Origin of the sequence: Enterobacter sp. D2, from assembly GCF_034427575.1 — a bacterium.
Lineage (GTDB): Bacteria > Pseudomonadota > Gammaproteobacteria > Enterobacterales > Enterobacteriaceae > Enterobacter > Enterobacter cloacae_M.
This window is the reverse complement of sequence record NZ_JAXQPP010000003.1, coordinates 266,043-291,378: the sequence shown is the minus strand read 5'-3', so window position 1 is coordinate 291,378 and position 25,336 is coordinate 266,043. Positions and strand designations below refer to the sequence as shown.

Sequence of the window (25,336 nt, the reverse complement as noted above, 5' to 3'; positions counted from 1 at the left end):
CGTTACTCCGCAGGCAGGCTTGAGGTCAGGCGCTCAACGGCCCTGACCAACTCCGCCACGGAGCGCACCTGCATTTTCTCCATCACGCGGCGACGGTGCACCTTCACCGTGATCTCGCTGACGCCCAGCTCGGCGGCAATCTGCTTGTTCAGCATGCCGCTTATCGCCAGCGTCAGCACCTCGTGCTCGCGCGGGGTGAGGGACATGTGGCGCTGCTTCAGGGCGTAGTGCTCTTTATTGCGCTCGGCGTTGTGTTCCGCCAGCTGAAGCGCGGACTCGATGGCGTCGATAAGCGCGGTGGATTCGACGGGCTTGGTGAGAAATTCGTACGCGCCGCCTTTAATGGCGCGCACCGACATCGGGATAGTGCCGTGGCCGGTAAGAAAAATAATCGGGATTTCGCGCCCGCTGTCCTTAAGGGCATCAGCCACCTCAAAGCCCGAGATGGCGGGCATTTGCATATCGAGGACCACGCACGACGGGAGCTCTTCAAAGCGGTGTTGAAGAAACGCTTCTGCCGATGAAAAGCCGACGGCGTTCAGGTCCGCCGAATCCAGCAGCCCAATCACGGACTGCCTGACTGCGTCATCGTCATCAACCACATACACAATGTGTTCCATTCACCGCCCCGGTGCTGATTTACATGTCGAGGATGCAAACAATCCCGCCGGTTACGTAAGGGACTGTTTATGCTGACTTTCATCTTAACACATTAACTATCATTATCATTTAACAATATGATAACCGTATGAAGATGAAGTATAGCGATCCGTGACCGGAGCGGTTAAAGAACGAAACGCTGATTTTATGCACCCACAAGCTCAATGCGGTTGCCGTCCGGATCCGCGATCACCGCTTCGTGGATTGCGATCTGTCCGTGAGGACTTTGACCCGTAAAACAGGCTACACTCTGGTTTTGAGCGCGACAAGCTGAGGAAATAACAATGCACTACACACTGAAAGATAGCGACAAGGAAAAAGCGGAAGGGTCAAACGGCGCGGGCGCTCTGCAGCAAAAACTGCTGGAGTCTCGTTCGATTGTTATCTCCGGTGAGATCAACCAGGAGCTGGCGCAGAAGGTCATCACCCAGATGATCCTGTTGCAAAGCGTCAGTAACGATCCGATCAAGCTGTACATCAACAGCCAGGGCGGCCACGTGGAAGCGGGCGATACCATCCACGACTTCATCAAATTCATCCGCCCGGAAGTGCATGTCATCGGCACCGGCTGGGTGGCGAGCGCCGGGATCACCATCTTCCTGGCGGCGAAGAAAGAGCACCGCTACTCGCTGCCAAATACCCGCTTTATGATCCACCAGCCGCTCGGCGGCGTGCGCGGTCAGGCGACGGATATTGAGATCGAAGCGCGCGAGATCATCCGCATGCTGGATCGCGTGAACAAGCTGATCGCCGACGCCACCGGCCAGCCGCTGGAAAAAGTGAAAAAAGACACCGATCGCAACTTCTGGATGTCTCCGGCAGAAGCGCTGGACTACGGCATCGTGGGTAAACTGATAACCCATTATGACGAGCTGAAGCTGGATTAAGTTTTCGCGGCGTGTTTGAGTCGGGTGGCGGCTTCGCCTTACCCGACCTACACGCCCTCGTTTGACCCATGACAAGTTCCCCCTCTGCCTTCTTGCCTATAATCGCGCCTGTTTCCCCTCTCACTGGTGCTACCCATGGCGTATCAACTGAACCTGAACTGGCCGGAATTTCTTGAGAAATACTGGCAAAAACAACCCGTAGTGCTGAAAAATGCCTTCCCGAATTTTGTCGACCCGATTACTCCGGACGAGCTGGCAGGGCTGGCGATGGAGCCGGAAGTCGATAGCCGTCTGGTGAGCCATTTCAACGGCAAATGGCAGGCCAGCAATGGTCCGTTTGAGCAATTTGACGATCTGGGTGAAACCGGCTGGTCGCTGCTGGCGCAGGCGGTGAACCACTGGCATATGCCCGCCGCGGAGCTGGTGCGTCCGTTCCGCGTCCTGCCGGACTGGCGTCTGGACGACCTGATGATCTCCTTCTCCGTGCCGGGCGGCGGCGTGGGCCCGCATATCGATCAGTACGACGTGTTTATCATTCAGGGGATGGGTAGCCGCCGCTGGCGCGTTGGCGACAAGCTGCCGATGCGTCAGTTCTGCCCGCATCCGGCGCTGCTGCATGTCGATCCGTTCGAGCCGATCATCGACGAAGATCTGGCCCCGGGCGATATCCTCTACATCCCGCCTGGATTCCCGCACGACGGCTTTACCCATGAGACGGCGCTTAACTACTCCGTCGGCTTCCGCGGACCGAACGGTCGCGATCTGATCAGCAGCTTCGCCGATTACGTGCTGGAAAACGATCTGGGCGGCGAGCACTACAGCGATCCGGATCTGACCTGTCGCGAACATCCGGGCCGCGTGGAGCAGTACGAACTGGATCGCATTCGTCAGATGATGATCGACATGATTAGCAAGCCGGATGATTTCACAAAATGGTTCGGCAGCTTTGTCTCCACCCCGCGCCACGAGCTGGATATCGCCGCCGCCGAGCCGCCGTATGCGCCGGAAGAGGTGCTGGACGCGCTGCAGGGCGGCGAAACGCTGTCTCGCCTGAGCGGCCTGCGCGTGCTGAACGTTAACGGCAGCTTCTTCATCAACAGCGAACAGCTGGAGACGGTAGACGCGAAGGGGGCGGATGCGCTGTGCCGCTACACCGAACTCGGTCAGGCCGAGCTGGGCGATGCGCTGAAAAACCCGGCGTTTGTAGAAGAGCTCACCGGGCTGATTAACCAGGGATACTGGTACTTCGACGAATAATGCGGCACGGTTTTCTCCCTCTCCCTGTGGGAGAGGGTCGGGGTGAGGACATCAGGCCGCGCTAGCCCTCCTCCATCGCAATCACAATCGCTTCACCCATCTTCTTCAACGCCTCGCGATTCTTCTCCGTCGGCGGCAGCGCCACGTTGATCCGAAGACAGTTGCGGTACTTCCCGGAGGCGGAAAACAGCGACCCGGCCGCGGCCTGGATCTTCAGCCGACACAGCTGCTTGCTGACGCACACCATGTCGACCTTCTCCGGCAGTTCAATCCACAGCAGGAAGCTTCCCTGAGGGCGCGTGACGCAAATCTCTGCCGGAAAATACTGCCGCACCCAGCAGGTGTAGGTTTCCATATTCTGCTGATAAATTTGACGCATACGGCGCACGTGGCGATGGTAATGGCCGTCGCGAATAAACGCCGCCACCGCCATCTGCGTGCCCGGCACGTTAAACCCGCCGGCGGCATATTTCATGTGCATCACCCGGTCGTAATAGCGCCCCGGCACAATCCAGCCGACGCGCAGGCCCGGCGCCACGGTTTTGGTAAACGAGCTGCAGAGGATCACGCGGCCGTCGATATCCATCGAATGAATGGTGCGCGGGCGCGGATACTCCGCCGCCAGCTCGCCGTAAATGTCATCTTCCACGATCACGATATCGTGCCGCTGCGCCAGGGCTAAGACCTGCTTTTTCCGCGCTTCCGGCATGATAAACCCGAGTGGGTTATTGCAGTTGGGCACCAGAATCACGGCCTTGATCGGCCACTGTTCCAGCGCCAGCTCTAACGCCTCGATGCTGATCCCGGTTTCAGAGTCGGTGGGAATTTCAATCGCCTTGATGTCAAACCCGCGCAGCATCTGCATGGTGCCGTGAAACGACGGCGATTCTACCGCCACGATGTCCCCCGGCTTGCACACCGAGAGCAGGGCAATCGACAGCGCGCCGTGGCAGCCGTTGGTGATGACAATCTCGTTCGCTGCCACGGTGGAGCCGCCGTCCAGCATCAGACGGGCGATCTGCTCACGCAGCTCCAGGCGGCCATCGAGCACGTCATAGCTCAGCATCTCGGCAGGGTTATGCTGCGCTATGCGGCTCATCTCGCGCCACAGCGGCTTCAGGCTGGGCTGGTTAATGTCCGGCGAGCCGCCGCCGAAGGAGATCATCTCTTTGTCGGCGCGGGCGTCCAGCAGCATCATCACCTCATCCCACTGGGTGACGTCCACGGGGCGCTGTACCGGTCGCGTCATGGCCGGAACCGGCGGCTGGGCCTTGCGCTGCGAGACAAAATAGCCGGAGCGCGGCTGAGGGGTGATCAGCTGGAGGTTTTCGAGGATCTGGTAGGCCTGCTGTATGGTGCTGATGCTTACGCCGTGCTCCTGGCTCAGCGCACGCACCGACGGCAGACGTTCGCCGCTGCGATACAGACCTTGTTGAATGCGTTCCGCCAGAAGATTGGCCAGATGTTGGTAGCGCGTCATGCTGTATCCTTTGTTTTCACCATACAGATTATGAAACCAGTACAGATTGCTGCGAAAATTGGCATGCAGATACTGTTTTAGCGGATCTGTATGTTAAACAAAAGGTGTTTTTGCATCTGTATTGCACAGGCCGATTTCCGGGATGATAACCCCACTGACACAGTGAGGAGAGCATCATGGAATTCTACGAGAATCGTTCAAAACGTCCGTTTATTGTGTTTCTCTGGATCGGCAAAACGATCTGCCGCTGGTATCGCATCAACCGCACCCGCCGCATCCTGAGCCGGATGAGCGACGAGCAGCTTAAGGACGTTGGGTTGTCGCGGAATGATGTATGAGCCACGTCATCGCCGGGCGAGCGCAGCGCACCCGGCGATGTTCAGCTCAGCAGCGCAAGCGTCTGCCGCTTCGGCCTTTCCAGCAATTCCACCGCCTCTTCATACGACCGCACGTTGTTATAGCCCATCACCAGCCCGTAGCGTTTGCCCGACCCGCGATACCACTCCGAAAGCGCGTTGACCTGCAGCTGCTGTTCCTGCCAGCAGCGTGCCACTTCCCGGTCACTGCTTCCTCTGGTCAGGAACGCCACGATATGCATCCCGCCGTCATTTTGCTCGGTGAAAAACAGATCGCCATACACCTCGCGCAGGGCGGCAATCATCCAGTCGCGGCGGGTTTGATACAGCGCGCGCATCTTTTTCAGGTGACGGAAAAAATGCCCTTCGTTGAGAAACGCGGTGAGGATCTTTTGCGTCAGCACCGGCTGGCCGCTGGTGGTAATGTCCGCGCAGTCGGTAAAGGCCCCGACGGTGCTGGCGGGCATCACCACGTAGCCCATGCGCAGCGACGGCATGATGGTTTTACTGAAGGTCCCCATAAAAATCACCCGGTCGTGCGGGTCGAGGCTTTTCAGCGACGGCAGCACCTTGCGGGTGTAGTGAAACTCCCCGTCGTAATCGTCTTCAATAATCCACGCCGCGTTCTGGCTTGCCCAGTCGAGCAGCTGCTGCTTGCGCGGCAGGGAGAGCGTGACCGCCAGCGGGCTCTGGTGCGACGGGGTGACGATGGCGAAACGGGCGTCGCGATGGTGACGGAGCAGGTATTCCGTGTCGATGCCGCAGCGATCGACTGGCACGGTGTGCAGGCGTGGCACGATCCGCTTGAGCAGCTGCTGGCCCATAAAATAGCCCGGATCTTCAAACACCACCTTGTCGCTGCGGCTGGCAAGCGTGTCTAGGATCAGCCGCAGGCTACCGCTGTACCCGCTGGTAATCAGCACCTGTTCGGCAGTGCAGGAGAGCCCGCGCGAAATGTTGAGATAGCTGGCGATGGCCTGGCGCAGCGGATACCAGCCCAGCACCGGCGGGTTGAGCATCTCCTCCTGGCGCATGGAACGGGTCGCCTGCCCCGCCAGCAGCAGCCATTTTTTATAGGGGAAGCTGTCGAGGGCAGGGATGCCGGGACGCAGAAACCCAGCTCGTTCCCGCTGGCTGATAAGCGATGCCGGGAGCGTGCCGGTGGGCTGTTCCGCTGCGGCATTTTGCGCGGGCAGCAGAAGAGCCGGGTTCACCCGCGTGCCGCGCGCGCCCTGGCTAACCAGATACCCCTCGCCCGTCAGAATGGCATACGCCGTTTCGACGGTTTTACGCGCCACCTTCAGCTCTTCCGCCAGCACGCGGATGGCAGGCACCTTATCGCCCGGCTTCAGCACGCCACGCGTGATGTTGTCGCGATAGCGGGAATAAATCTCGTGATAGCCCGGCTTCATGTCCTACCTCGTTTCACGCTTTTTGTATCTTTTTACTATGTCATGAACGGCGTAGATTTACCTCATCGCATGACACATACAGTGTAAATTAGAGGAAAGACCATGAGCACTCGCGTCAACCACCACAAAGCCACACCTGCCCTCGCTAACGCGCTGTCCGCCCTGAGCATGGAGGTGGCAAAAACCTCCATCGACCCGGCGCTGAAGCACCTGATCGACATTCGCGTATCGCAGCTCAACGGCTGCACCTTCTGCCTGGATATGCACTCGAAAGAGGCGAAAATCGCCGGCGAGCGAGAGCTGCGCCTGTACCACCTGGCGGCCTGGCGCGAGTCTCCGCTGTTCAGCGCCCGCGAGAAAGCCGCGCTGGCCTTCACCGAAGCGCTGACCCAGATTGGCGTTCACGGGGTAAGCGACGCGCTGTACCGCAGCGTGGCGGAGCACTTCTCGGACGTGGAGATTTCAGAGCTGAATTTCGCCATCGTGGCGATCAACGCCTGGAACCGTCTGGGGATCACTTCCCGCATGGCACCCGGCTCGCTGGACGCGGCTTACGGGCTGAACAAGGCTAACCTGGAATAATCCCGCGCTCGCGGATCGTTGCCACCAGCGCCCGCAGGCCTGGCGGGACGTGGCGATGGCCGGGGTAGTACAGGCGCAGTCCGGCAAAGGGCTGCGCCCAGTCGTTTAGGACGCTCACCAGCTCTCCACGCTCCAGCTCTTCCCGGATATACAGCTCCGGCAAAAATCCCACCCCTAATCCCGCTTTTACCGCCCGGATCGAGGCAAAAAGATCGGACGTCGCAAAGCGCGGCGGCACGGCAAGGGCGTACGTTTCCCCCCGACGGGCCAGCTCCCAGCGGTAGATCCCGCCGTGGGCCATGCGCATGCCAATCCCCTGATGCGAAAGCAGATCGTCCGGCGTCTGCGGAATGCCGTGGCGTGCAAAATAGTCCGGCGTGGCGGTGACCAGCTGGCGGATCTCCCCGGTCAGCGGCACGGCGATCATGTCCTGAGGCACGGACTCCTCAAGGCGGATCCCCGCGTCGTAGCCTTCCGCGACGATGTCGATCATTCGCGCTTCGCTGACGGTCTCTACGCGCATCTTCGGGTAGCGGATCATAAAGTCGATCAGCAGCTGGTCCAGAAACAGGGCGCCGATATGGTTCGGCACGTTCAGACGCAGCGTGCCGGCGGGTTCCCCGGTGTCGCTGTGGATCTCCTCGCTGGCGAGACGGATCTCCTGCAGGGCCGGGCCGATACGCGCAACGTAGCGCTGTCCGGCGTCGGTGAGCGCCACGCTGCGGGTGGTGCGGTTAAAAAGGCGGCTATCAAGGCGGCTCTCCAGCCCGGCGATGGCGTTGCTAACCGCCGTGGCGGACATGCCCAGCTCCTGCGCGGCGGCGCGAAAGCTGCCGCGCCGCACGACCGCCATCACCACTTCCAGCTCTGTCAGACCTGAACGATGCATAGATTATCCTGAAAATCGAAATAACCCTTGCAGCATAGCGTGGATTATCGCAACGGAGAAGCCGTGACAGACTGTGCTCACACAGCCTGAGGAGGTTTATATGCACACCATCGAACAGATCTTTATTAACGGCGAATTTATTACCCCGCACGGCACCGAGTGGTTTGATTTGTACAACCCGGCGACGGCGCAGGTCATCGGCCAGGTTCGTCTGGCGGATGAGGTTGACGCGGAGCGCGCCGTTGCGGTGGCGAAAGCTGCGTTTCCGGCGTGGTCGCAGACCACAAAGCAGGAACGCCTCGCGGCGCTAAAACGCATGCACGCCGCCGTGGCCGCCCGTCACGACGATCTGCTGGAAGCGGTCATTGAAGAGTACGGCGCGCCCGCCTCGCGCTCGGCGTGGATGGCAAGCTATCCGGCAGAGGTGATTGCTCAGGCCATCGAGGCGCTTGAGGCGTTTGAGTTTGTCACCCCCGCAGGTGCCGCAACGGTGCAGATGACGCCGCTCGGCGTGGCCGGGCTTATCACGCCGTGGAACAGCGATGCGGGGTTTATCTGCGGCAAGCTGGCGGCCGCGCTGGCGGCGGGCTGTACGGCAGTCATCAAGCCGAGCGAAATGAGCGCCCTGCAAACCCGGATTGTCACCGAAGCGCTGCGCGATGCCGCGCTGCCGCCGGGGGTGTTTAACATCGTCACCGGGCGCGGCGAAACCGTCGGTGAAACCATCAGCCGCCATCCGGACGTGGCAAAAATCTCGTTTACCGGCTCGACGAATACCGGCAAGGCGATCCTGCGCAACGCGGCGGAGAGCTTTAAGCGCGTGACCCTGGAGTTAGGCGGTAAATCGCCGACGATCCTGTTGGATGATGTGGATCTGGCGCAGGCGATCCCGCTGGTGATTCAGGCCGGGTTTATGAACAGCGGGCAGGCGTGCGTGGCCGGAACGCGCATTCTGGTGCCGCAGGCGCGCAAGGCTGAGATCGAAACCGCGCTGGCGCAGGCCGTGGCGGTGGTGAAATCGGGCGATCCGCGCGATAGCGCGACGGACGTCGGCCCGATGGTCAGCGAAAAGCAGTGGCAGCGGGTGCAGGGCTATATCCGTAAAGGTATTGAAGAGGGGGCGCGTCTGCTGGCGGGTGGTGAAGGGAGACCGGACGGCACGCGAGACGGCTGGTTTGTGCGCCCGACGCTGTTTGCCGACGTGAACAACCAGATGACGGTCGCCCGTGACGAGATTTTCGGCCCGGTGCTGTGCGCGATCCCCTATCGTGACGAGGCGGAGGCTATCGCCATTGCCAACGACACCGATTACGGATTGAGCGCGATGGTGCTGGGCGGCGATGCGAACCGCGCGCGACGCGTGGCGCAGCAGATTGTTTCCGGTCGCGTGCTGGTGAACACCCTGGCCCATGAGCCGAAAGCGCCGTTCGGCGGGTTTAAGCACTCCGGCGTGGGGCGCGAGATGGGCGAGTGGGGAATTCGGGCGTTTATGGAGCCGAAGTCGATTCTGAGCTAAAACCTGCCCGGTGGCGCTGCGCTTGCCGGGCCTACATCTTCCCACTGGCCGGATAAGCGCAGCGCCATCCGGCACAACGCTTCGCTCTTTGCCGAAGCATCGTTCCTCTCTACCCTGCATTCTCTCCCCAACATCACTACGGAGAGACCATCATGATTGCAGTCATTTTCGAAGCCAAAGCCGCGCCCGCCCATCAGGCGCGCTATCTTCAGCTCGCTGCCGAACTCAAACCTTTGCTGGCGGACATCGACGGCTTTATTGATATTGAACGGTTCCAGAGCCTGACGACCGACGGCAAAATCCTGTCGCTTTCCTGGTGGCGGGATGAGGAGGCCGTCCGTAGCTGGAAGCAGAACGTCTTCCATCAGGCCGCGCAGGCCGAAGGGCGGGAATCGATTTTCGCGTACTACCGCATTCGGGTGGCGCAGCTGGTGCGGGAGTACAGTTCCGAAACCGGAGGGCACGCGGATGTATGATGTTCATGTGATTTTTAGCGACAGGCCCGGCGAGCTGGCGCGCTTTGGACAGCTGCTGGGGCGCAACGGCGTGGGGCTGGAGGGCGGAGGCGTATTTGGTACCGATGCCCATTTTCTGGTGGAAGACGGGGAAAAAGCGCGACGCGTGCTGCTCGACGCCGGGTTTACCGTGCAGGCGTTGCGTAAGCCGGTGATCCGGAAACTCAGGCAGGAGCGCCCCGGCGAGCTGGGTGAAATTGCGGCGGTGCTGGCGGCACGCGGCGTGTCTATCCTTACCCAGTACAGCGACCACGCGAATCACCTTATTCTGCTGACGGATGATGATAAGCTGGCCGCAGAGATCACCGAACCCTGGGCAACACATGTTAAAAACGAGCCTACCTCCTGAGAACGGCGCGGCGCTGGAACAGGCCATTGCCGCGGTGGCTGCCGCAATGGCCGATCCCTCGCGCGTAAAGATGCTGTGCGCGCTGATGGACGGGCGGGCGTGGACCGCCACCGAGCTGAGCGCGGCGGCAGAGGTTGCGCCGTCGACCGCCAGCGGGCATCTCGCCCGGCTGGTGGAGGGAAAGCTGATTACCTGCCTGTCTCAGGGGCGGCACCGCTATTATCGTCTGGCGGGGCACGACGTGGCGGAGCTGGTGGAGCAGATGATGGGGCTCTCCTGGAGCCGCATTACCCCGCCGGAAACGACCGCGCCGAAGGCCATGCGCGAGGCCCGAACCTGTTACGACCATCTTGCCGGAACGGTTGCGGTGCACATCTACGATTTTATGCAGGCGGAAGGCTGGCTGGAGGCTGACGGTTCAGCGCTCACGCTGTATGGCCGGGAGCAGTTTCTGAAGCTCGGCGTTTCGTTAAGCGCTCACCCGCGCCGCAAAGCCTGCTGTGCCTGTCTGGACTGGAGCGAGCGGCGGTTTCATCTTGGCGGTGAGGCGGGCGCGGCGCTGCTCATTCATCTGGAAAGCAAAGGGTGGATCCAGCGGGTGGCGGGATACAGGGAGGTGGTGGTGACGGCTTCAGGTAGGGCTGCTGTTAAGAGACTTTTTAGCCGCTAAACTTCGCTGCGGGCTGGTGCCCTCACCCCAGCCCTCTCCCACGGGGAGAGGGGGACGTCGTTTCGCAATTCCTGCTCTTTCGCCTCTCGTTTCTTGATACTTATCCTGATAACTATTATCGTGACCGCGTGTGACGAGAGGTTTCCCCATGAGCGAAGAAGAACTGTTTAGCCGCAGGCCGATGGGCATGCGGATGGCGATGATCGTGCGCCAGTGGCGTGCGGTAATCGACGACGCCATTCTCGATACCGGGTTAACCCAGTCGAGCTGGACGGTGATGATGCAGCTTCATCAGCTCGGGGATAACGTCTCCGTGAGTGAGCTGGCGGAGGTGCAGGGCATTGAACTGCCGCCGCTGATGCGCACCCTGGCACAGCTGGAAAAGCAGGGTTACCTGCTGCGCTCCGTATCGCCTTATGACAAGCGCATCCGGCTTCTGACGCTGACGCCTGAGGGAAAAGCCATATTAAAAAGGCTCACTCAGGTGATTGAGACCTATCAGGCGCGCGTATCGCAAAACATCGCGCCGGAACATATCGACATTTTCAGCGCCACCCTGAATCAATTCGCCTGCAATTTGCGGACTATCCGCGAAGAAGATAACAAGACCGAAAAATAATGACCCCTGAACAAAAGTTTGCCCGCTGGGTAAGGGTGAGTATTGCCTCTTTCCTGCTGATGTTTGTCTACTTTATCGTCGCGGATATCTGGATCCCGCTGACGCCGGACTCCACCGTGATGCGCGTGGTGACGCCGGTTTCTCCGCGCGTCTCCGGCTATGTGGCGGCGGTACATGTCCACAACAACAGCCAGGTGAAAAAAGGCGATCTGCTGTTTGAGCTCGACGACACGCCGTTTCGCAATAAAGTGGAAGCGGCGCAAATCGCGCTTGAGCAGGCACGCCTTTCCAACGACCAGCTGGATGCGCAGATCGCCGCCGCGCAGGCCAGCCTGAAAACCGCCGTGCTGACCGCGCGTAACGACAAAGTGACCTTCGATCGCTACCAGAAGCTGAGCACCTTGCAGAACGTCTCGCAGGCGGATCTGGATAAGGTTCGCACCACCTGGCAGAGCAGCGAGCAGTCCGTCAGCTCCATCCAGGCCAATATCCATAACCTGCGTATTCAGCGCGGCGAGCGGGACGAGCATCGCAACGTGACGCTGCAAAAATACCGCAACGCGCTGGATGAGGCAGAGCTTAACCTCGGCTGGACGAAGGTCTACGCCCAGGCGGACGGCACGGTCAGTAACCTGCAGTTAAGCCCGGGCTTTTACGCCTCCTCGGGTTCCGCCGCGCTGGCGCTGGTGAACAACCAGATCGATATCGTGGCCGATTTTCGCGAAAAAAGCCTGCGTCACACCCATCAGGGCACCGATGCCGCCGTGGTGTTTGACGCCTTCCCGGGGCACGTTTTCCGCGCCCACGTGACCAGCAGCGACGCGGGGATACTGGCGGGTCAGGAGGCCGTGAACGGCCAGCTGTCCGAACCGGAAACCTCCAACCGCTGGGTGCGTGACGCCCAGCGCATGCGAATTCACGTTGCGCTGGACGAGGCGCTGCCGAAGCATCTGCCGACCGGCGCGCGCGCGACCGTGCAGCTCTATAACAGCGAGGGGCCGTTTGCGCGCTTTTTCTCCGGGATGCAGATCCACCTGGTGAGCCTGCTTCACTATGTCTATTAGCACCCTGGCGCGGGTGTTTACCCCGCACGGCAACATCGTCTATACGGCAAACGACTTTCGCCAGACCCTGCGCATCGTCTTCGCCGGGATGATTGCGCTGAGCATCTCCAGCTTTTACAACACCAGCTACGGCGTATTTTTCGTGGTCTATCCGATCATGCTCCTGTCGCTGGTGCCGGTGTTTAACCGCCACGTGGCGAAGCAGTTTATCTTCAGCGCCGCGCTAAACTGCGTCGAAATGATCTTCATTATCGGCTATCTGTCGCAATGGCCGGTCATTATGACGCTGGTGGTGTTCGCCCTGTACGTGATGCGCTTTCGCTTTATGAGCAAGGGGCCGCTGTTCCTGTTTGGCTCAATGGGCGTGGTGTGCCAGAGCGTGATGCTCAACTTTATGAGCTACCCCACCACCAGCTGGCACACGCTGCTGTTTTCCAACATCGAAGCGAGCGTGATGGCGGTGTGCCTGAGCGCGTTGATGAACTATCTCCTGCCTGACGTGGAGCCCCGCAGGCCGCCGCCGCTGATTGAGAAAGACGATGCCCGCGTGCGCCACGAGTCGCTGCTCTCCGGTACCGTCGCGACGCTGATATTCGTGGTGTTTCAGATTAGCGACTTAAGCGATTCGCTTTCGGCGCTGATGGCGGGGATTTTGATCCTGTTCCCGATGCACTATCGCGGTTCGGTGATGAGCTCTATCTGGCGCGTGGTCGGCGTGGTGCTGGGCTGCCTCTATATTCTGGTGGTGCAGCTGATCCTCTACGATCACAGCAGCCATATGCTGTTGATGATGCCCCTGATCGGCCTCGGGCTGGCGTTTGGCGCGCGCCTGCACGTGATGGAAAAGGTGGGCGCGGGCGTGGGGTTTTCCAGCATCACCACCATCGGCATTATGTTCGGGCAGAACATGCACCCGGACACTGACCTGGTGTTCAGCGATCTCTATCGCATCACTTCCGTCACCTTTTCGCTGGTCGCAACGCTGACGATGGTCTTCCTGGTGCACCTGATCCTCAATCGCTTCGAAGCGACGCGCTACGTCATCGCGCCGCCCAAGGTAGATTAATGTCCCAGCACGGCAGGCAGCTGCGAGAGTAAAAACAGGATCAGGCCAATCGTCCCGCCGACCAGCGTGCCGTTGACGCGGATGAACTGCAGATCTTTACCGATATTGAGCTCAATCTGGCGGGACATGTCTTTGGCATCCCAGCTTTTGACCGTGTCGCTGATGTGGCGCGTCAGGAAGGCGGCAAAATCCGGCGCGAGGCGGTGCGCGGCCTGCTCCAGATGCTCGTTCAGCGACGCCCGCAGGCTGGCGTCGTTAGACAGCGTTTCGCCAAACCACAGCCCGGCGTTGGCGATGCGCTGCTTCACCCGCGAATCCTCGCTTTGCATATCCGCTTTCAGCCACTGGCGCAGGTCAGCCCACATCTCTCCCAGATAGCGGTTAAACGCCTCATCGTTTTTCAGGTAGTGCTTGATGTTGTCGGCTTTCGCCGCCATTTCCGGATCGTTTTTCAGGTTGTCGATAAGCTTCAGCGTGGCGCGGTCGAACGCCTGGCGGATCTGGTGCGTGCGGTCGTGGCTGATATCGTCCAGCAGCGTGTTCACCGCGTTCGACACCATCTCCGCGCTTTGATCGCCCAGCCACTCGGTGGGCAGCACCATCGCTTTGCGCGGATGCTCGGTCTTCAGCCAGTGGACAATCTGATCGGCAATAAAGTCCCGCGTGCTCTCCCGCTGAATCAGGGTAATCAGACGGTTGATGATCGCATCCAGCAGCACCTGGTGGCGGTTGTTTTTGGTCATGCTCTCCAGCATCACGGCGCTGGTTTCGGTGAAATCAACCTTGTCGATGGCCTTATGCACCGCCCGTTTGAGCAGGCGCTGAATACGCCCGTCGTCCGTGAGTTCGAGAAAACCGCTCATCACCTGCATCAAATGCAGCCCGACGCGCTGGGCGTTGTCGGGCTTGCTGAACCAGGCGCCGATCATCTGCGCAGGTTCATAGCGGCGAATCAATGCGACCAGCGACTGGGTATCAAGAAACTTCTCCTGCACAAATTGGCCGAGATTGTCGCCGATCCGGTCTTTATTGCGCGGGATAATTGCCGTATGGCGCGAGATAAATGGAATGGGCACCCGGCGGAACAGCGCAACCACGGCAAACCAGTCTGCGAGCGCGCCGACCATCGCCGCCTCGGCAATGGCCTTTACGCCGCGCACCCAGAAGGTCTGCGGCAGGAACAGGGTGGTGATAAAGGCCGCGACTGCAACCAGCAGCAGCGACAGCGCCAGCAGCTTGGCGCGTTTGAGTTCAGCTATTTTTTCCATGGGTTAAGGATAGAGGGAAGCGGGGGGAATGTGCAAAAACCGCCACAGCACCCACCCCCCAAACCCCATCAGCACCACCCCCGCCGTGCGCTCAATCCACCACAGCGAACGGCTGAGCTTCTGTTGTACCGCCGATAGCCCCAACAGCGACACCAGCGCTAAATCCCACGCCAGCACCACCATCACCATCCAGACGCCGCAGGTCGCCTGCTGAAGCAGCGTTACGTCCGGCCCCAGCAAGGCCGTCATCAGCGCCAGATAGAACAGCGCGTTCTTCGGGTTTAACAGCGCCGAACCGAGCCCCAGCAGGATCTGCTTTTGCAGCGAGGGAAAGCGCTGGTGGGTTTCATTCAGCGCCAGCGACTGCTGGCGGCTGCGAATCAGATGCGATCCGATCCACATCAGGTACAGCGCCCCGCAAAGCTCGATCAGCGTAAACAGCCACGTAAACTGGCGCAGCGCGCTCCAGCCGATAATCACCAGAACAATATAGAGCGCGTTGCCCGCGGCGATGCCGACGCACAATCCGGCGCTGCCGCGCAGCCGGTAGCGCGCGGCGTAGCCCACCAGCAGGAAGAAATCCGGGCCCGGGCTTAGCAGGGCAACAAAATGCGCCAGCGCCAGGGCGAGAAAAGCGGAAGGGAATAACAGTTCCATAGCGACCTCAGTAAATAATCTGCGGTCAGACTACGGCGCTGCAGAACCTATTTATTGTCTGATATTGATCGGCCCGTCGCGTACTGGCGCGGCGTGGCGGCGGTATAGCTGACGAAGGTCTTATGAAAATGGCTCTGGTCGGCAAAGCCGCTCTGGTAGCCAACGTCGGCAATATCATCCCCGGCGCGCAGCCGCGCTTTGGCGAATTCCACGCGGGAGATGTTGAGAAAGCTGCCCGGCGTCAGGCCGGTGTCCTGCCTGAAGGTGCGGATCAGCGTCTCCTTGCGCAGCGAGAAGCGTTGGGCAAGCTCGTCGAGGGAAGGCGGGCAGGTGAGATCGGAAAGAAACGCCTGCTGAATCTGCTGGCTGGTTGCGCGAAGCGCGTCAGCGTTATCCACGGCGCGGGGAAGGGCAGAAAGCAGCGTTTCCAGTGATGCCGGAGACAGGGTCTCGACAACGTCCAGGTAATGGGCAAACAGGGTGGGGCTACGAATCACCTGTAGCGCCAGCGGAAGCCCGGTGTCGATGTAGAGCATATGGTAGCTGCGCGGTTGCCCGGCGACGGGGTTACAGCTGTGCGGCGCACAGGCCGGGATCACGATGAGGTCCCCGGGGTTAAGGATGTACTCTCTGTCGTGACACACGCAGCAGGTCTGGCCCTCCACAATCGCGCCGATGGAGAGCTGAGAGTGACTGTGGCGTTTGTACGCCTGCGTACTCTGCCAGGTGCTGCGCAGCTCAAGGCCTGAGGTGCGGTGAAAAGTCTGGCGGATATGTCGGGTATCGGTCATGGGCGCTCCTTCTGAAGATTTTTTATACCATGTCAGCGACCCCTCTGGCAGCGCTTCATTAAGAACCTTCCGGATATACCCAACTTTACGTCCATAGCCAGTCATGTTGACTACCCTTAATACCCTAAGCGGTAAAACAAGGAGATTCGACATGGCTTATCAGACAGTAAATCCTGCCACTAACCAGCTCATCAAAGAATACCCCTCACATACCGACGCGGATATCGAAGCGGCGCTCCGCGCGGCCGATGCGCTTTATCATTCGGACTGGGCGAAAGGCGATATCAGCCAGCGCCTGCCGGTGCTCCATAAGCTTGCCGATCTGATCGACGAGCGCGTGGAGGATCTGGCTAAAATCGCCAGCCAGGAGATGGGTAAGCTCATCGAACAGAGCCGCGGCGAGGTGAAGCTGTGCGCACAAATAGCCCGCTACTACGCCGATAACGCGAAGCAGTTCCTGGCCCCGGTGAAGTACGACTCGGAGCTTGGGGATGCGTGGGTTGAGCATCACCCCATCGGCGTGCTGATGGCCGTTGAGCCGTGGAACTTCCCGTACTACCAGCTGATGCGCGTGCTGGCGCCAAACCTGGCGGCGGGGAACCCCGTCATCGCCAAGCATGCCAGCATCGTGCCGCACTGCGCCGAGACCTTTGCCCATCTGGTGCGCGAGGCGGGCGCGCCGGAAGGGGCGTGGACCAACCTGTTTATTTCGTCCGAGCAGGTGGCGAATATCATTGCTGACGATCGCGTGCAGGGCGCTGCATTAACCGGCTCCGAAAAGGCCGGCAGCGTGGTGGCCGCTCAGGCGGCGAAGCACATCAAGAAATCCACGCTGGAGCTGGGCGGTAACGACGTGTTCGTGGTGCTGGATGACGCAGACCTTGAGAAGGCCGTGAAAATTGGCGTTAACGCGCGGCTCAACAACGCCGGGCAGGTCTGCACCGCGGCGAAGCGCTTTATCCTGCATGAAAAGATTGCGGATGCCTTCCTGAGCAAATTCACCGAGGCGTTTAAGCAGGTGAAGATTGGCGATCCGCTGGACGAAAGCACCACGCTGGGGCCGCTGTCGTCTAAAGATGCGCTCGAAACGCTGACCAAACAGGTTAACGAGGCGGTGAAAAACGGTGCGACGCTGCACTATGGCGGCAAACCGGCGCAGCGCGACGGGAGTTTCTTCGAACCGACGATCCTGACGAATATCTCCCGCGATAACCCGGCGTATTTCGAAGAGTTCTTCGGCCCGGTGGCGCAGATGTACGTGGTGAAAAACGACGACGAGGCGGTCGCGCTGGCGAACGACTCCCACTACGGCCTTGGCGGGGCGGTATTCAGCCAGAATATCGAGCGCGCGAAGAAAATGGCGTCGCGGATTGAGACCGGGATGGTGTACATCAACTGGCTCACCGATACTGCACCGGAGCTGCCGTTCGGTGGCGTGAAGCGCTCCGGCTACGGACGCGAGCTGTCGGATCTGGGGATCAAAGAGTTTGTGAACCAGAAGCTGGTGGTGGTGCGTAAGTAAGAGATAATAAAAAACCTGCCAACCGGCAGGTTTTTTTAAGGGATTATTGCACTTCGATCTTGTCCCAGCCGCTTTTGAACATGCAGCTGTCGACTAACGTATCCCGGCGATATTCATTCGCGTCTTCAACCGTGTAGCTCGTGGAAATATCCTTTTTCTTGTTCTTTTTGTCCGTTTTTTCCGAGCTGGATCCGGTCACGACGTTATCCGGGGGCAGATCGATTAGCGCCTGCGCTTCGCATTCCGTGAGCTTTTTATTCATTTCCGCATCGCTGACGCCCGGTTTCACCCATTTGTACTGGACGCAGCCGGTGAGCATCAGCGTGAGGCTCAGAACGCAAAGCGCGGTTATGCGGTGTTTCATCAGAAGGTGACTCCACCGCCTACATATGCGCCGTCAATCAGCGTGTGGCCAGGACGACCGTCTTTGCCATCCACGCTCACGTGGCGGTAGCCCACTTTCAGGGTCACTGGCGTAATTGGCGTCCAGCTTACGCCGCCGTTAGCTTCAACGTAGTTTTTCACGCTGTTGTTCAGGCCTTCTGGCGCCACATAGCCTTCACCGTACACGTGGATGCTGTCGGTCAGGGCAACGTTTACGCCGCCGCCAATCGGGAACGCCACGCCGTTATCGCCTTTTTTCGGGCCGAGGTAGATGGCTTTTGCGCCCGCATTCAGCATCACCGGGCCAAGACCCAGGTTGTAGCCTGCGCCCACGCCCCCGGTCTGGGTACCGTCATCGGTGTTTTTGAGCCAGTTGCTTTCGAGATAAACACCGGATGAGGATTTCCCCATTTCCAGATTGAGGTTGGTAAAGTTTTTACCCTGCTCAACGGTGCCGCCCATCGCCAGTGCGGAACCCGATACGGCAGCCAGAGCAGAAAGAAGAAGGATATTCAGTTTTTTCATGTTTTATGCCTCGTCATTAAATTCATCTGGGCGCACCTTAACAAGCGATGTTAATGACTGCAAATGTGATATAAATCGCGGTTTTATACTGATATTGTTAACTTTTTTATTGAAGTTGTTGCAATGATGTTTGATTGTCGGGGTGTCAACAGGGGATGTTTTTAGCGTTTAGGAACCGTTTAGTTTTTTGACTAAACATAAACTGAACGAGGTGGGGATAGTGATTTGAGATGAATTAATTGGGTTTCTAATAATTTCCAAAAATGTTTCGCCTGTCACACAAAACAACAAAGCCTTACATTTCGAGCGATGAATATACGTTCAATCGCGCAGGCCGGTTTCCCTTCCATGTCATTTTTCTGACACGTTTATTCTTTACGTTGTTGGCTTCACTAACTGGATGCTAACAATATGAAAAGAAAAATTATTCCTGTACTAATCGGCTGTGCGCTCTCTTTCTCTGGCCTGGCGGCGCAGCCCACTGCTGAGCGCTATGTCGTCAGCTTCCCTGAAGGCTCCCACGTGAGCTACAGCGGCGCGTTTGCCAGCGCGTTTCCGAACGGACTGCCCGTGGGCATTGGCTCCGGCCTGCTGTTTACGGGCAAGCAGGGCGACGCCCTGACCTTTGCGACCGTGACCGATCGCGGTCCAAACGCCGATGCGCCAAAAATGGGTAAAAACGAAGCCAAAATATTTGTCACGCCAGATTTCGCGCCGCTGCTGATGACCATCCGCGTTCAGAACGGCAAAGCGGAGGCGGTTGATGCCCGTCCGCTGCATGATGATAAAGGCGAAATTAACGGTCTGCCGCTGCAAAGCGGCGTGATTGGCTCCACTAACGAAGTGGCCTTCAGCGATACCTTAAAGACGCTCAAGGGTGACAACCGCGGACTGGATACGGAAGGCATCACGCCGGACGGGAAAGGCGGCTACTGGCTGTGCGACGAGTACGGCCCTTTCCTGATTAACGTCGACAGTAAAGGCAAGATCCTCGCGATCCACGGGCCACAGGCCGCGGAAGGTGAAAAATCCATCGCGGGCGGTTTGCCAAACATTATTAAATGGCGCCTGGCGAACCGGGGCTTTGAAGGCCTGACCCGGATGCCGGACGGGCGTATTATCGCCGCCGTGCAAAGCACGCTGGATATCGACGGTAAGAGCAAAAAGCAGGCGCTGTTTACGCGTCTGGTGAGCTTCGACCCGGCAACCGGGAAAACGGCGATGTACGGTTACCCTATCGACAGCGCGGCCTACAGCAAAAACAGCGACGCCAAAATCGGCGACATCGTGGCGCTCGATGACCAGCACATCCTGCTGATTGAGCAGGGAAGCGATAAAAACGACGGCATGCGTAACCTTATCTACAAGGTGGATCTCAGCAAGGCGAGCGACCTGACCGCCTTCGACAAGCCGGGCGAATACCCTGAGTTTGATGATGAGAAAACCCTGGCGCAGCGCGGCATAACGCTTGCGGCTAAAACGCAGGTCGTCGATCTGCGCGCGCTGGGCTGGCAGCAGGAGAAGGCCGAAGGGCTGGCGCTGATCGACAGCAAAACGCTTGCGGTGGCGAACGATAACGACTTTGGCGTGAAGGTGGCGATGCAAAACCCGGTCGAGGGCAAGAAGCTCAAGGATTATCGGGTGAACGCGGAAGGCAAGCTGACGCTGGATGATAAACCGGTGGAAACCACGCTCAGCGTGAAGCCGCTGAAAAAGCCGGAGTCGGACAGCGAGCTGTGGATTGTGACGCTGCCGGAAGCGGTGAAATAAGTTTACCCTTCTTGCTAAAGGCTGGGGTATCCCCACAAGATAATGCCTGCACAGACGGCTCCCTCTCCCTTGAGGAAGAGGGCTGGGGTGAGGGGGAACATACGGCTGTGGAGGTTATTCCGTTCACTCTATGTTCCTTGCTACTCTGTAACGACATGACCGGTGAACGTGCCAGGGTGGCTCAGTCGCCACCACCCTGGCGACCCGGGCTCCCGGCGGTAAATCGCCGCTTCGCGGATTGCTCGCCCCATCCCTGGGGCTCACCCTTTCAGGGCCAGCGCAGGCGCTGTCCAAAATTGCTCCCGGCAATTTTGTCCTCAGCTTATTCCTTCAGGCTATCGGGTCGGGCATGAGCCTGCATCCCTGCAGGCCACGCCCTCTCGGCGCATCCCTGCGCCTCGCCCCGGCCTTACGGAAACGCCTCGGCGATTTACAGCCGGACCAGGGCATCGCTGTAAGCCATTAATTTTTCTGAAGCAACATTCATCGCTTCAGGTTAAAAAATTACCGGGGATCCCTCAGCCCCACAGGGGAGAGGAGATGCATAGCGGTTATTTCTTCAGCCCCGCAAACGCCGCCCGAATTTCTTCTTCCGGCAGCTGTATGCCTATAAACACCATCACGCTGCGCGGCGCTTCCTCGCCCCAGGGGCGATCCCAGTCGGCGCTGTACAGGCGCTGTACGCCCTGGAACAGCAGGCGGTTCGGCTCGCCGTCAATCCACAGCATCCCTTTGTAGCGCAGCAGCTTGTCGGCAAACGACAGCAGCAGGTTTTCCATCACGCGCGAAACCTCGCCGATGTCCACCGGGTAGTCCAGCTCGACCACAATCGACGCAACGTCGTTTTGCTTATCTCCCATAAAGTGGAAGCGCGGTTTCGCGGTGACGTTCTCTTCCAGCATAAAGCCGTTGGTGTTGAACAGCTGAGACAGATCGATGTCGCCGTGCGTCACCGTGTAAACCGGCGCGCGGGAGTTAATGCGCGTCAGGCGCTCGCGCAGTTTTTCGCTTTCGCCCGCCACGTCGGTTTTGGTCAGCAGGATGCGGTCGGCGTAGCCCACCTGAGACTGGGCGATGGTGAACTGGTTCATCTGCTCGTCGGCGTGAACCGCATCCACCAGGGCAATCACGCCGTCCAGCAGGTAGCGCTGGCAGAGGATCTCGTGAGAGAAAAAGGTCTGAATAATCGGGCCGGGGTCGGCCATGCCGGTGCATTCGATCACCAGGCGGTCAAAGTCGATCTCGCCGCGATCGCGGCTGTCGAGCAGGTCCAGCAGGGCGTCTTCTAATTCGTTAGAGCGGGTGCAGCAGATGCAGCCGTTGGTCAGGGTTTTGATCTGGGTGGCGCGATCGCCGATCAATTGATCGTCAACGGAGACCTCACCGAATTCGTTTTCGATGACGGCGATTTTGAAGCCGTGCTGTTCGTTCAGGATGTGGCGCAGCAGGGTGGTTTTACCGGCGCCGAGAAAACCGGTCAGCAGGGTAACGGCAATCGGGGTCATGGTCTCTCCTTTAGCAGCAGCGGACGCCGCCTTCTCCACTTCCGCCGTAGCGCGCTTCCTGACGCTCGCGGAAGAATTCGGTGTAGGTCATGTACGGCTTATCCGGATGGTTGGTCTTCATGTGCTCAACGTAGTTGTCATAGTCCGGAATGCCAATCAGCATTTTCGCCGCCTGACCGAGGTATTTTTTTGCTTCGCCTAAGTTACCAAACATTGTGGGTTCCAGACAGAAAAAGCCCGGCGATGTGAGTCCGCTGGGCTTATGTTTCCCTCATCCCAGCCCTCTCCCAAAGGGAGAGGTCTGGGATTGCGGATTAATGGTGTGAAGAGGTCTTCACGCCGCCTTCCGGCACCGGCACGTACGGGGTTTCTTTATCCGTACGGCCGTCGGCGTTGCGAACGTTCAGCCAGGTTTTGATGCCGTAGAAGATGATGCTGTACACCACCACCAGGAACAGAATGCTCAGACCCGCGTTGGTGTAGTTGTTCACCACGATATGGTTCATGTTGGCAATCTGCTGCGCGGTCAGGTCCGCGCCGCCTGCGGCAATCTTCTCTTTGTACTGGTTAGCCATGAAGAAGAAGCCTTCCAGCTGCGGGTTGGCGCTGAACAGCTTCAGGCCAAGCGCCCAGGTGGTGCAGAGCAGCAGCCACAGCGCAGGAACAACGGTTACCCAGATGTATTTGGTGCGCTTCATCTTCACGAGGACCACGGTACCCAGCACCAGAGCAACGGCTGCGAGCATCTGGTTAGAGATACCGAACAGCGGCCACAGGCTCTTCACGCCGCCGAGCGGGTCGACAACGCCCTGATACAGCAGGTAGCCCCACAGTCCGACGCAGCCCGCAGTACCCAGAATGCCCGCTACCAGAGAGTCGGTTTTCTTCAGGAACGGCACGAAGTTACCGAGCAGGTCCTGCAGCATGAAGCGGCCCGCACGGGTACCGGCGTCCAGCGCGGTCAGGATGAACAGCGCTTCGAACAAAATACCGAAGTGGTACCAGAAGCCCATGTCCGCCCACGGCAGCACCTTGTGGAACACGTGTGCGATACCCACCGCCAGCGTCGGTGCACCACCGGCGCGGTTCAGCACGGACGGTTCGCCGATGTCCTTCGCCGTCTGCATGATCTGCTCTGGCGAAATCACGAAGCCCCAGGAGCTGACGGTCGCCGCCGCGTGTGCGCTGGCGTCCTTCAGCTGCGCCATAATCAGCGCCGCGTTATCACCGCCCATTTCGTGCAGGTTTGGCATGGTGATGCCGAGGCCCGCCGGTGGGGTGTTCATCGCGAAGTAGAGACCCGGTTCGATGATAGATGCGGCAACCAGCGCCATGATCGCCACGAAGGACTCCATCAGCATTGCGCCGTAGCCGATCAAACGCGCGTCTTTCTCGTTCGCCAGCAGCTTAGGCGTGGTACCGGAGGCAATCAGGGCGTGGAAGCCGGAGACCGCACCGCAGGCGATGGTGATGAACAGGAACGGGAACAGGGCGCCTTTCCACAGCGGGCCGGTACCGTCGATGTACTGGGTCACTGCCGGCATTTTCAGATCCGGGTTAATCACCAGGATGCCGATCGCCAGACCGACGATAACGCCGATTTTCAGGAAGGTCGCGAGGTAGTCACGCGGGGCCAGAATCAGCCAGACCGGCAGCAGCGCGGAGATAAACGCATAGCCAATCAGCGCGAAGGTAATGGTGGTGTCCTTGAAGGTCAGCGCCGGGCCCCAGTACGGGTCGTGCGCAATCACGCCGCCGAAGTAGATGGAGGCCACCAGCAGCACGATACCAATCACCGACACTTCGCCCACGCGTCCCGGACGCAGGAAGCGCATGTAGATACCCATGAACAGCGCAATCGGCACGGTTGAGCATACGGTGAAGACACCCCACGGGCTTTCGGCCAGCGCTTTCACCACGATCAGGGCCAGCACCGCGAGGATGATGATCATAATCAGGAAGCAGCCGAACAGGGCGATAGTCCCCGGCACGCGGCCCATCTCTTCTTTGACCATCTCACCCAGAGAGGCGCCGTTACGGCGAGAAGAGATAAACAGCACCATAAAGTCCTGCACCGCACCCGCCAGCACCACGCCGGCGAGCAGCCACAGGGTTCCCGGCAGGTAGCCCATCTGCGCGGCCAGCACCGGGCCAACTAGCGGGCCTGCGCCAGCGATAGCGGCAAAGTGGTGACCAAACAGCACGTAGCGGTTGGTTGGCACGTAGTTCAGGCCGTCATTGTTAATGACCGCCGGGGTGGCGCGCGTCGGGTCGAGCTTCATGACCTTCTGCGCGATGTACAAGCTGTAGTAGCGATAAGCAACAAGATAGACGGAAACCGACGCGACCACGATCCACAGGGCGCTTACGTGTTCGCCCCGGCGTAATGCGACAACCGCCAGACAGAAAGCGCCGAGGATCCCGAGTAAGGCCCAGGGCACGTGCTTCAGTAGTTTTTTAGTATCCATAGTAAGACCTGGTTTTTTATGTAAAGAAAAAAGGGTCAGGGTTCGTTGTGAGGAGGTATTGATTAATGCTGGAGCGATCGTGCCAGATCCTCGCGCGTGTAAAGGACGGTAAATGAATGAGTGGTTGAAAGTGCCGGGTGAGCGGTCAAAGGGGGCGACGAGCGGTTCCGGCTCGCCGCCAGGGGGCGAAATTATGTGATTGAGATCACTTGATTATTCGGATTACGCTCCACGGCCAGATAGTTCTCCAGGGTTCTAATCAGTTTTTCCTTCAGCCAGTTCGGTTCCAGAATCTGAATGTGGGGCAGCCAGTAGAACAGCAGCGGCAGGATCTGGTTCTCGTGCGCCGCCTGGCAGCGCAGCGTGACGCCGCCCTGTTGCTCCTCCACCAGCTCCTGTTCCGGCAGAAGATCGCGGCGCAGGAAGTAATGTGAAATATTATCTTTGATAAATATTTTCACTGCGAAAGTATTTTCAGAGACCCAAGGGTCGAGGCTTTTCTCCAGCAGCTCAAGGACATTTTCTTCGGGCGTGAAGGTCGTTTTCTGAATATCAAACCAGCTAATCTGGCTCAATGAGAAGGATTTCAGGCGGCTATTTTCGGTGGCTTGTAAATACCATATATTTTTTTTGTTAATGAGTTTATAGGGATTAATCAGACGGGTTTTCCCCTTATAAACGATCTGACAAACATTATGGTTTTTAATCGATTTCTCGATTTTCGTTAAATGACGGCGAATATCACGTTCTACCGTGTGTTCTGCCTCATTGCCAAGAATAAGAATATGGTTTTCGTCAACGCGCGTTTCGAGCTTCTGCCAGAATTCCGTATTTCTTTCAGGGAAAAAGCTGTCAGCATTCAGGAAGTTAGCAAGGGTGTGATGTAAGCCTTGTCCGCCGGGCGATTGCGCAGAATGGATCAGTCGATATAGCCCGTTACCGGTATGTTCAACAATAGGAGATAGGGCATTTAAATCCCGGTAGACGGTACGCTCGGTAATTTTAAATTTTTCCATTAGCGCACTGCGGTTTACCACACCGTTTAAATGTAGCTCAACCAGAATATCGACCAGACGTTCAGCCGAGCGGCTCCGCGTCGTTTTAGCCATAAGGTCATCCTGTAT

At 58.8% G+C, this 25,336-nt stretch carries 26 protein-coding genes; 13 read left to right on the top strand and 13 right to left on the bottom strand.

What is annotated here, in order from left to right; genetic code table 11:
- Window positions 1-2 precede the first annotated feature (2 nt).
- Entirely contained in the window at window positions 3-620 is a 618-nt protein-coding gene (locus SPG90_RS16830) for a response regulator transcription factor (protein WP_045357388.1), read from the bottom strand.
- Window positions 621-944: 324 nt separating this feature from the next.
- On the opposite strand from SPG90_RS16830, the gene SPG90_RS16825 reads away from it, so the two are divergent.
- Together SPG90_RS16825 and SPG90_RS16820 are read left to right on the top strand one after the other, a co-directional pair.
- Window positions 945-1,547, top strand: coding sequence for an ATP-dependent Clp protease proteolytic subunit (locus SPG90_RS16825; RefSeq protein WP_023310243.1), 603 nt, complete (start codon window positions 945-947; stop codon window positions 1,545-1,547).
- A gap of 135 nt (window positions 1,548-1,682) precedes the next feature.
- Complete coding sequence (locus tag SPG90_RS16820) at window positions 1,683-2,804, top strand: cupin domain-containing protein (RefSeq protein WP_248184347.1); 1,122 nt, start codon at window positions 1,683-1,685, stop codon at window positions 2,802-2,804.
- A 61-nt stretch (window positions 2,805-2,865) separates the two neighbouring features.
- Here SPG90_RS16820 and SPG90_RS16815 read toward each other — a convergent pair whose 3' ends face one another.
- Window positions 2,866-4,284: a PLP-dependent aminotransferase family protein gene (locus SPG90_RS16815; RefSeq protein WP_045404543.1), complete on the bottom strand. Its 1,419-nt coding sequence runs from the start codon at window positions 4,282-4,284 to the stop codon at window positions 2,866-2,868.
- Between the two features lie 176 nt (window positions 4,285-4,460).
- On the opposite strand from SPG90_RS16815, the gene SPG90_RS16810 reads away from it, so the two are divergent.
- Window positions 4,461-4,622, top strand: a complete 162-nt coding sequence (locus SPG90_RS16810) for a DUF1127 domain-containing protein (protein ID WP_047742941.1) — start codon at window positions 4,461-4,463, stop codon at window positions 4,620-4,622.
- Window positions 4,623-4,663: 41 nt separating this feature from the next.
- On the opposite strand, the gene SPG90_RS16805 is transcribed toward SPG90_RS16810, so the two are convergent.
- The gene (locus SPG90_RS16805; RefSeq protein WP_126303639.1) at window positions 4,664-6,052 is read right to left on the bottom strand and encodes a PLP-dependent aminotransferase family protein; all 1,389 of its coding nucleotides are present in this window, start codon (window positions 6,050-6,052) and stop codon (window positions 4,664-4,666) included.
- Between the two features lie 102 nt (window positions 6,053-6,154).
- Here SPG90_RS16805 and SPG90_RS16800 point away from each other — a divergent pair, with 102 nt between their 5' ends.
- On the top strand, window positions 6,155-6,634 hold the full coding sequence (locus SPG90_RS16800; RefSeq protein WP_008501331.1) for a carboxymuconolactone decarboxylase family protein: 480 nt from the start codon (window positions 6,155-6,157) through the stop codon (window positions 6,632-6,634).
- Here SPG90_RS16800 and SPG90_RS16795 read toward each other — a convergent pair.
- Window positions 6,621-7,523 carry a LysR family transcriptional regulator gene (locus tag SPG90_RS16795; protein ID WP_126303637.1) on the bottom strand — a complete coding sequence of 301 codons (903 nt, stop codon included), beginning with the start codon at window positions 7,521-7,523 and terminating at the stop codon, window positions 6,621-6,623. The genes SPG90_RS16800 and SPG90_RS16795 overlap by 14 nt on opposite strands.
- 100 nt (window positions 7,524-7,623) lie before the next feature.
- Between SPG90_RS16795 and SPG90_RS16790 the strand changes: the two genes are divergently transcribed.
- From SPG90_RS16790 to SPG90_RS16760, 7 genes are all read left to right on the top strand, one after another.
- Entirely contained in the window at window positions 7,624-9,039 is a 1,416-nt protein-coding gene (locus SPG90_RS16790; RefSeq protein ID WP_322408238.1) for an aldehyde dehydrogenase family protein, read from the top strand.
- A gap of 152 nt (window positions 9,040-9,191) precedes the next feature.
- Window positions 9,192-9,515 (top strand): antibiotic biosynthesis monooxygenase family protein, encoded by a 324-nt coding sequence (locus SPG90_RS16785; protein WP_023310251.1) that lies wholly within the window; start codon window positions 9,192-9,194, stop codon window positions 9,513-9,515.
- The gene (locus SPG90_RS16780) at window positions 9,508-9,903 is read left to right on the top strand and encodes an amino acid-binding protein (RefSeq protein ID WP_045404534.1); all 396 of its coding nucleotides are present in this window, start codon (window positions 9,508-9,510) and stop codon (window positions 9,901-9,903) included. Before SPG90_RS16785 ends, SPG90_RS16780 begins: the two co-directional genes overlap by 8 nt.
- A complete protein-coding gene (locus tag SPG90_RS16775) occupies window positions 9,878-10,573 on the top strand; it encodes an ArsR/SmtB family transcription factor (protein WP_045404530.1) in 696 nt (231 codons plus the stop codon). The genes SPG90_RS16780 and SPG90_RS16775 overlap by 26 nt, the downstream gene beginning before the upstream one ends.
- Before the next feature lie 148 nt (window positions 10,574-10,721).
- Complete coding sequence (locus tag SPG90_RS16770; protein WP_023310254.1) at window positions 10,722-11,192, top strand: MarR family winged helix-turn-helix transcriptional regulator; 471 nt, start codon at window positions 10,722-10,724, stop codon at window positions 11,190-11,192.
- Window positions 11,189-12,256 (top strand): HlyD family secretion protein, encoded by a 1,068-nt coding sequence (locus tag SPG90_RS16765; RefSeq protein WP_100245668.1) that lies wholly within the window; start codon window positions 11,189-11,191, stop codon window positions 12,254-12,256. Before SPG90_RS16770 ends, SPG90_RS16765 begins: the two co-directional genes overlap by 4 nt.
- Window positions 12,246-13,322 carry a DUF2955 domain-containing protein gene (locus tag SPG90_RS16760; protein ID WP_023310256.1) on the top strand — a complete coding sequence of 359 codons (1,077 nt, stop codon included), beginning with the start codon at window positions 12,246-12,248 and terminating at the stop codon, window positions 13,320-13,322. The genes SPG90_RS16765 and SPG90_RS16760 overlap by 11 nt, the downstream gene beginning before the upstream one ends.
- Here SPG90_RS16760 and SPG90_RS16755 read toward each other — a convergent pair.
- From SPG90_RS16755 to SPG90_RS16745, 3 genes are read right to left on the bottom strand one after another with little or no spacing between them, the layout of a single operon-like run.
- On the bottom strand, window positions 13,319-14,590 hold the full coding sequence (locus SPG90_RS16755) for a DUF445 domain-containing protein (RefSeq protein WP_047173276.1): 1,272 nt from the start codon (window positions 14,588-14,590) through the stop codon (window positions 13,319-13,321). The two genes, SPG90_RS16760 and SPG90_RS16755, sit on opposite strands and share 4 nt — an antisense overlap.
- A gap of 3 nt (window positions 14,591-14,593) precedes the next feature.
- On the bottom strand, window positions 14,594-15,247 hold the full coding sequence (locus SPG90_RS16750; protein ID WP_248162597.1) for a LysE family translocator: 654 nt from the start codon (window positions 15,245-15,247) through the stop codon (window positions 14,594-14,596).
- 47 nt (window positions 15,248-15,294) lie between these two features.
- Complete coding sequence (locus tag SPG90_RS16745) at window positions 15,295-16,038, bottom strand: helix-turn-helix transcriptional regulator (RefSeq protein WP_163354357.1); 744 nt, start codon at window positions 16,036-16,038, stop codon at window positions 15,295-15,297.
- 151 nt (window positions 16,039-16,189) lie between these two features.
- Here SPG90_RS16745 and SPG90_RS16740 point away from each other — a divergent pair, with 151 nt between their 5' ends.
- On the top strand, window positions 16,190-17,560 hold the full coding sequence (locus SPG90_RS16740; RefSeq protein WP_045404502.1) for an NAD-dependent succinate-semialdehyde dehydrogenase: 1,371 nt from the start codon (window positions 16,190-16,192) through the stop codon (window positions 17,558-17,560).
- Window positions 17,561-17,603: 43 nt separating this feature from the next.
- Here SPG90_RS16740 and SPG90_RS16735 read toward each other — a convergent pair whose 3' ends face one another.
- Window positions 17,604-17,924 (bottom strand): hypothetical protein, encoded by a 321-nt coding sequence (locus tag SPG90_RS16735; protein WP_028015390.1) that lies wholly within the window; start codon window positions 17,922-17,924, stop codon window positions 17,604-17,606.
- The gene (locus tag SPG90_RS16730) at window positions 17,924-18,469 is read right to left on the bottom strand and encodes a YfaZ family outer membrane protein (RefSeq protein ID WP_023310269.1); all 546 of its coding nucleotides are present in this window, start codon (window positions 18,467-18,469) and stop codon (window positions 17,924-17,926) included. Before SPG90_RS16730 ends, SPG90_RS16735 begins: the two co-directional genes overlap by 1 nt.
- Window positions 18,470-18,880: 411 nt before the next feature.
- Between SPG90_RS16730 and SPG90_RS16725 the strand changes: the two genes are divergently transcribed.
- On the top strand, window positions 18,881-20,239 hold the full coding sequence (locus SPG90_RS16725; RefSeq protein WP_126303631.1) for an esterase-like activity of phytase family protein: 1,359 nt from the start codon (window positions 18,881-18,883) through the stop codon (window positions 20,237-20,239).
- A 551-nt stretch (window positions 20,240-20,790) separates the two neighbouring features.
- On the opposite strand, the gene yjiA is transcribed toward SPG90_RS16725, so the two are convergent.
- The 4 genes from yjiA to SPG90_RS16705 all read right to left on the bottom strand — a co-directional run bounded on the left by yjiA (window position 20,791) and on the right by SPG90_RS16705 (window position 25,321).
- The gene (gene yjiA / locus SPG90_RS16720; protein WP_023310271.1) at window positions 20,791-21,744 is read right to left on the bottom strand and encodes a GTPase; all 954 of its coding nucleotides are present in this window, start codon (window positions 21,742-21,744) and stop codon (window positions 20,791-20,793) included.
- A gap of 10 nt (window positions 21,745-21,754) precedes the next feature.
- Window positions 21,755-21,958, bottom strand: a complete 204-nt coding sequence (locus SPG90_RS16715; RefSeq protein ID WP_003856610.1) for a YbdD/YjiX family protein — start codon at window positions 21,956-21,958, stop codon at window positions 21,755-21,757.
- 100 nt (window positions 21,959-22,058) lie between these two features.
- A complete protein-coding gene (locus tag SPG90_RS16710; protein ID WP_023334384.1) occupies window positions 22,059-24,212 on the bottom strand; it encodes a carbon starvation CstA family protein in 2,154 nt (717 codons plus the stop codon).
- Window positions 24,213-24,403: 191 nt separating this feature from the next.
- Complete coding sequence (locus SPG90_RS16705; protein ID WP_023310273.1) at window positions 24,404-25,321, bottom strand: helix-turn-helix transcriptional regulator; 918 nt, start codon at window positions 25,319-25,321, stop codon at window positions 24,404-24,406.
- Between the last annotated feature and the right edge of the window lie 15 nt (window positions 25,322-25,336).

What these genes read in the sequence shown, in the direction of transcription:
- SPG90_RS16830 (WP_045357388.1), bottom strand. Translation starts at nt 620, where the DNA reads ATGGAACACATTGTGTATGTGGTTGATGACGATGACGCAGTCAGGCAG.
- SPG90_RS16825 (WP_023310243.1), top strand. Translation starts at nt 945, where the DNA reads ATGCACTACACACTGAAAGATAGCGACAAGGAAAAAGCGGAAGGGTCA.
- SPG90_RS16820 (WP_248184347.1), top strand. Translation starts at nt 1,683, where the DNA reads ATGGCGTATCAACTGAACCTGAACTGGCCGGAATTTCTTGAGAAATAC.
- SPG90_RS16815 (WP_045404543.1), bottom strand. Translation starts at nt 4,284, where the DNA reads ATGACGCGCTACCAACATCTGGCCAATCTTCTGGCGGAACGCATTCAA.
- SPG90_RS16810 (WP_047742941.1), top strand. Translation starts at nt 4,461, where the DNA reads ATGGAATTCTACGAGAATCGTTCAAAACGTCCGTTTATTGTGTTTCTC.
- SPG90_RS16805 (WP_126303639.1), bottom strand. Translation starts at nt 6,052, where the DNA reads ATGAAGCCGGGCTATCACGAGATTTATTCCCGCTATCGCGACAACATC.
- SPG90_RS16800 (WP_008501331.1), top strand. Translation starts at nt 6,155, where the DNA reads ATGAGCACTCGCGTCAACCACCACAAAGCCACACCTGCCCTCGCTAAC.
- SPG90_RS16795 (WP_126303637.1), bottom strand. Translation starts at nt 7,523, where the DNA reads ATGCATCGTTCAGGTCTGACAGAGCTGGAAGTGGTGATGGCGGTCGTG.
- SPG90_RS16790 (WP_322408238.1), top strand. Translation starts at nt 7,624, where the DNA reads ATGCACACCATCGAACAGATCTTTATTAACGGCGAATTTATTACCCCG.
- SPG90_RS16785 (WP_023310251.1), top strand. Translation starts at nt 9,192, where the DNA reads ATGATTGCAGTCATTTTCGAAGCCAAAGCCGCGCCCGCCCATCAGGCG.
- SPG90_RS16780 (WP_045404534.1), top strand. Translation starts at nt 9,508, where the DNA reads ATGTATGATGTTCATGTGATTTTTAGCGACAGGCCCGGCGAGCTGGCG.
- SPG90_RS16775 (WP_045404530.1), top strand. Translation starts at nt 9,878, where the DNA reads ATGTTAAAAACGAGCCTACCTCCTGAGAACGGCGCGGCGCTGGAACAG.
- SPG90_RS16770 (WP_023310254.1), top strand. Translation starts at nt 10,722, where the DNA reads ATGAGCGAAGAAGAACTGTTTAGCCGCAGGCCGATGGGCATGCGGATG.
- SPG90_RS16760 (WP_023310256.1), top strand. Translation starts at nt 12,246, where the DNA reads ATGTCTATTAGCACCCTGGCGCGGGTGTTTACCCCGCACGGCAACATC.
- SPG90_RS16755 (WP_047173276.1), bottom strand. Translation starts at nt 14,590, where the DNA reads ATGGAAAAAATAGCTGAACTCAAACGCGCCAAGCTGCTGGCGCTGTCG.
- SPG90_RS16750 (WP_248162597.1), bottom strand. Translation starts at nt 15,247, where the DNA reads ATGGAACTGTTATTCCCTTCCGCTTTTCTCGCCCTGGCGCTGGCGCAT.
- SPG90_RS16745 (WP_163354357.1), bottom strand. Translation starts at nt 16,038, where the DNA reads ATGACCGATACCCGACATATCCGCCAGACTTTTCACCGCACCTCAGGC.
- SPG90_RS16740 (WP_045404502.1), top strand. Translation starts at nt 16,190, where the DNA reads ATGGCTTATCAGACAGTAAATCCTGCCACTAACCAGCTCATCAAAGAA.
- SPG90_RS16735 (WP_028015390.1), bottom strand. Translation starts at nt 17,924, where the DNA reads ATGAAACACCGCATAACCGCGCTTTGCGTTCTGAGCCTCACGCTGATG.
- SPG90_RS16730 (WP_023310269.1), bottom strand. Translation starts at nt 18,469, where the DNA reads ATGAAAAAACTGAATATCCTTCTTCTTTCTGCTCTGGCTGCCGTATCG.
- SPG90_RS16725 (WP_126303631.1), top strand. Translation starts at nt 18,881, where the DNA reads ATGAAAAGAAAAATTATTCCTGTACTAATCGGCTGTGCGCTCTCTTTC.
- yjiA (WP_023310271.1), bottom strand. Translation starts at nt 21,744, where the DNA reads ATGACCCCGATTGCCGTTACCCTGCTGACCGGTTTTCTCGGCGCCGGT.
- SPG90_RS16715 (WP_003856610.1), bottom strand. Translation starts at nt 21,958, where the DNA reads ATGTTTGGTAACTTAGGCGAAGCAAAAAAATACCTCGGTCAGGCGGCG.
- SPG90_RS16710 (WP_023334384.1), bottom strand. Translation starts at nt 24,212, where the DNA reads ATGGATACTAAAAAACTACTGAAGCACGTGCCCTGGGCCTTACTCGGG.
- SPG90_RS16705 (WP_023310273.1), bottom strand. Translation starts at nt 25,321, where the DNA reads ATGGCTAAAACGACGCGGAGCCGCTCGGCTGAACGTCTGGTCGATATT.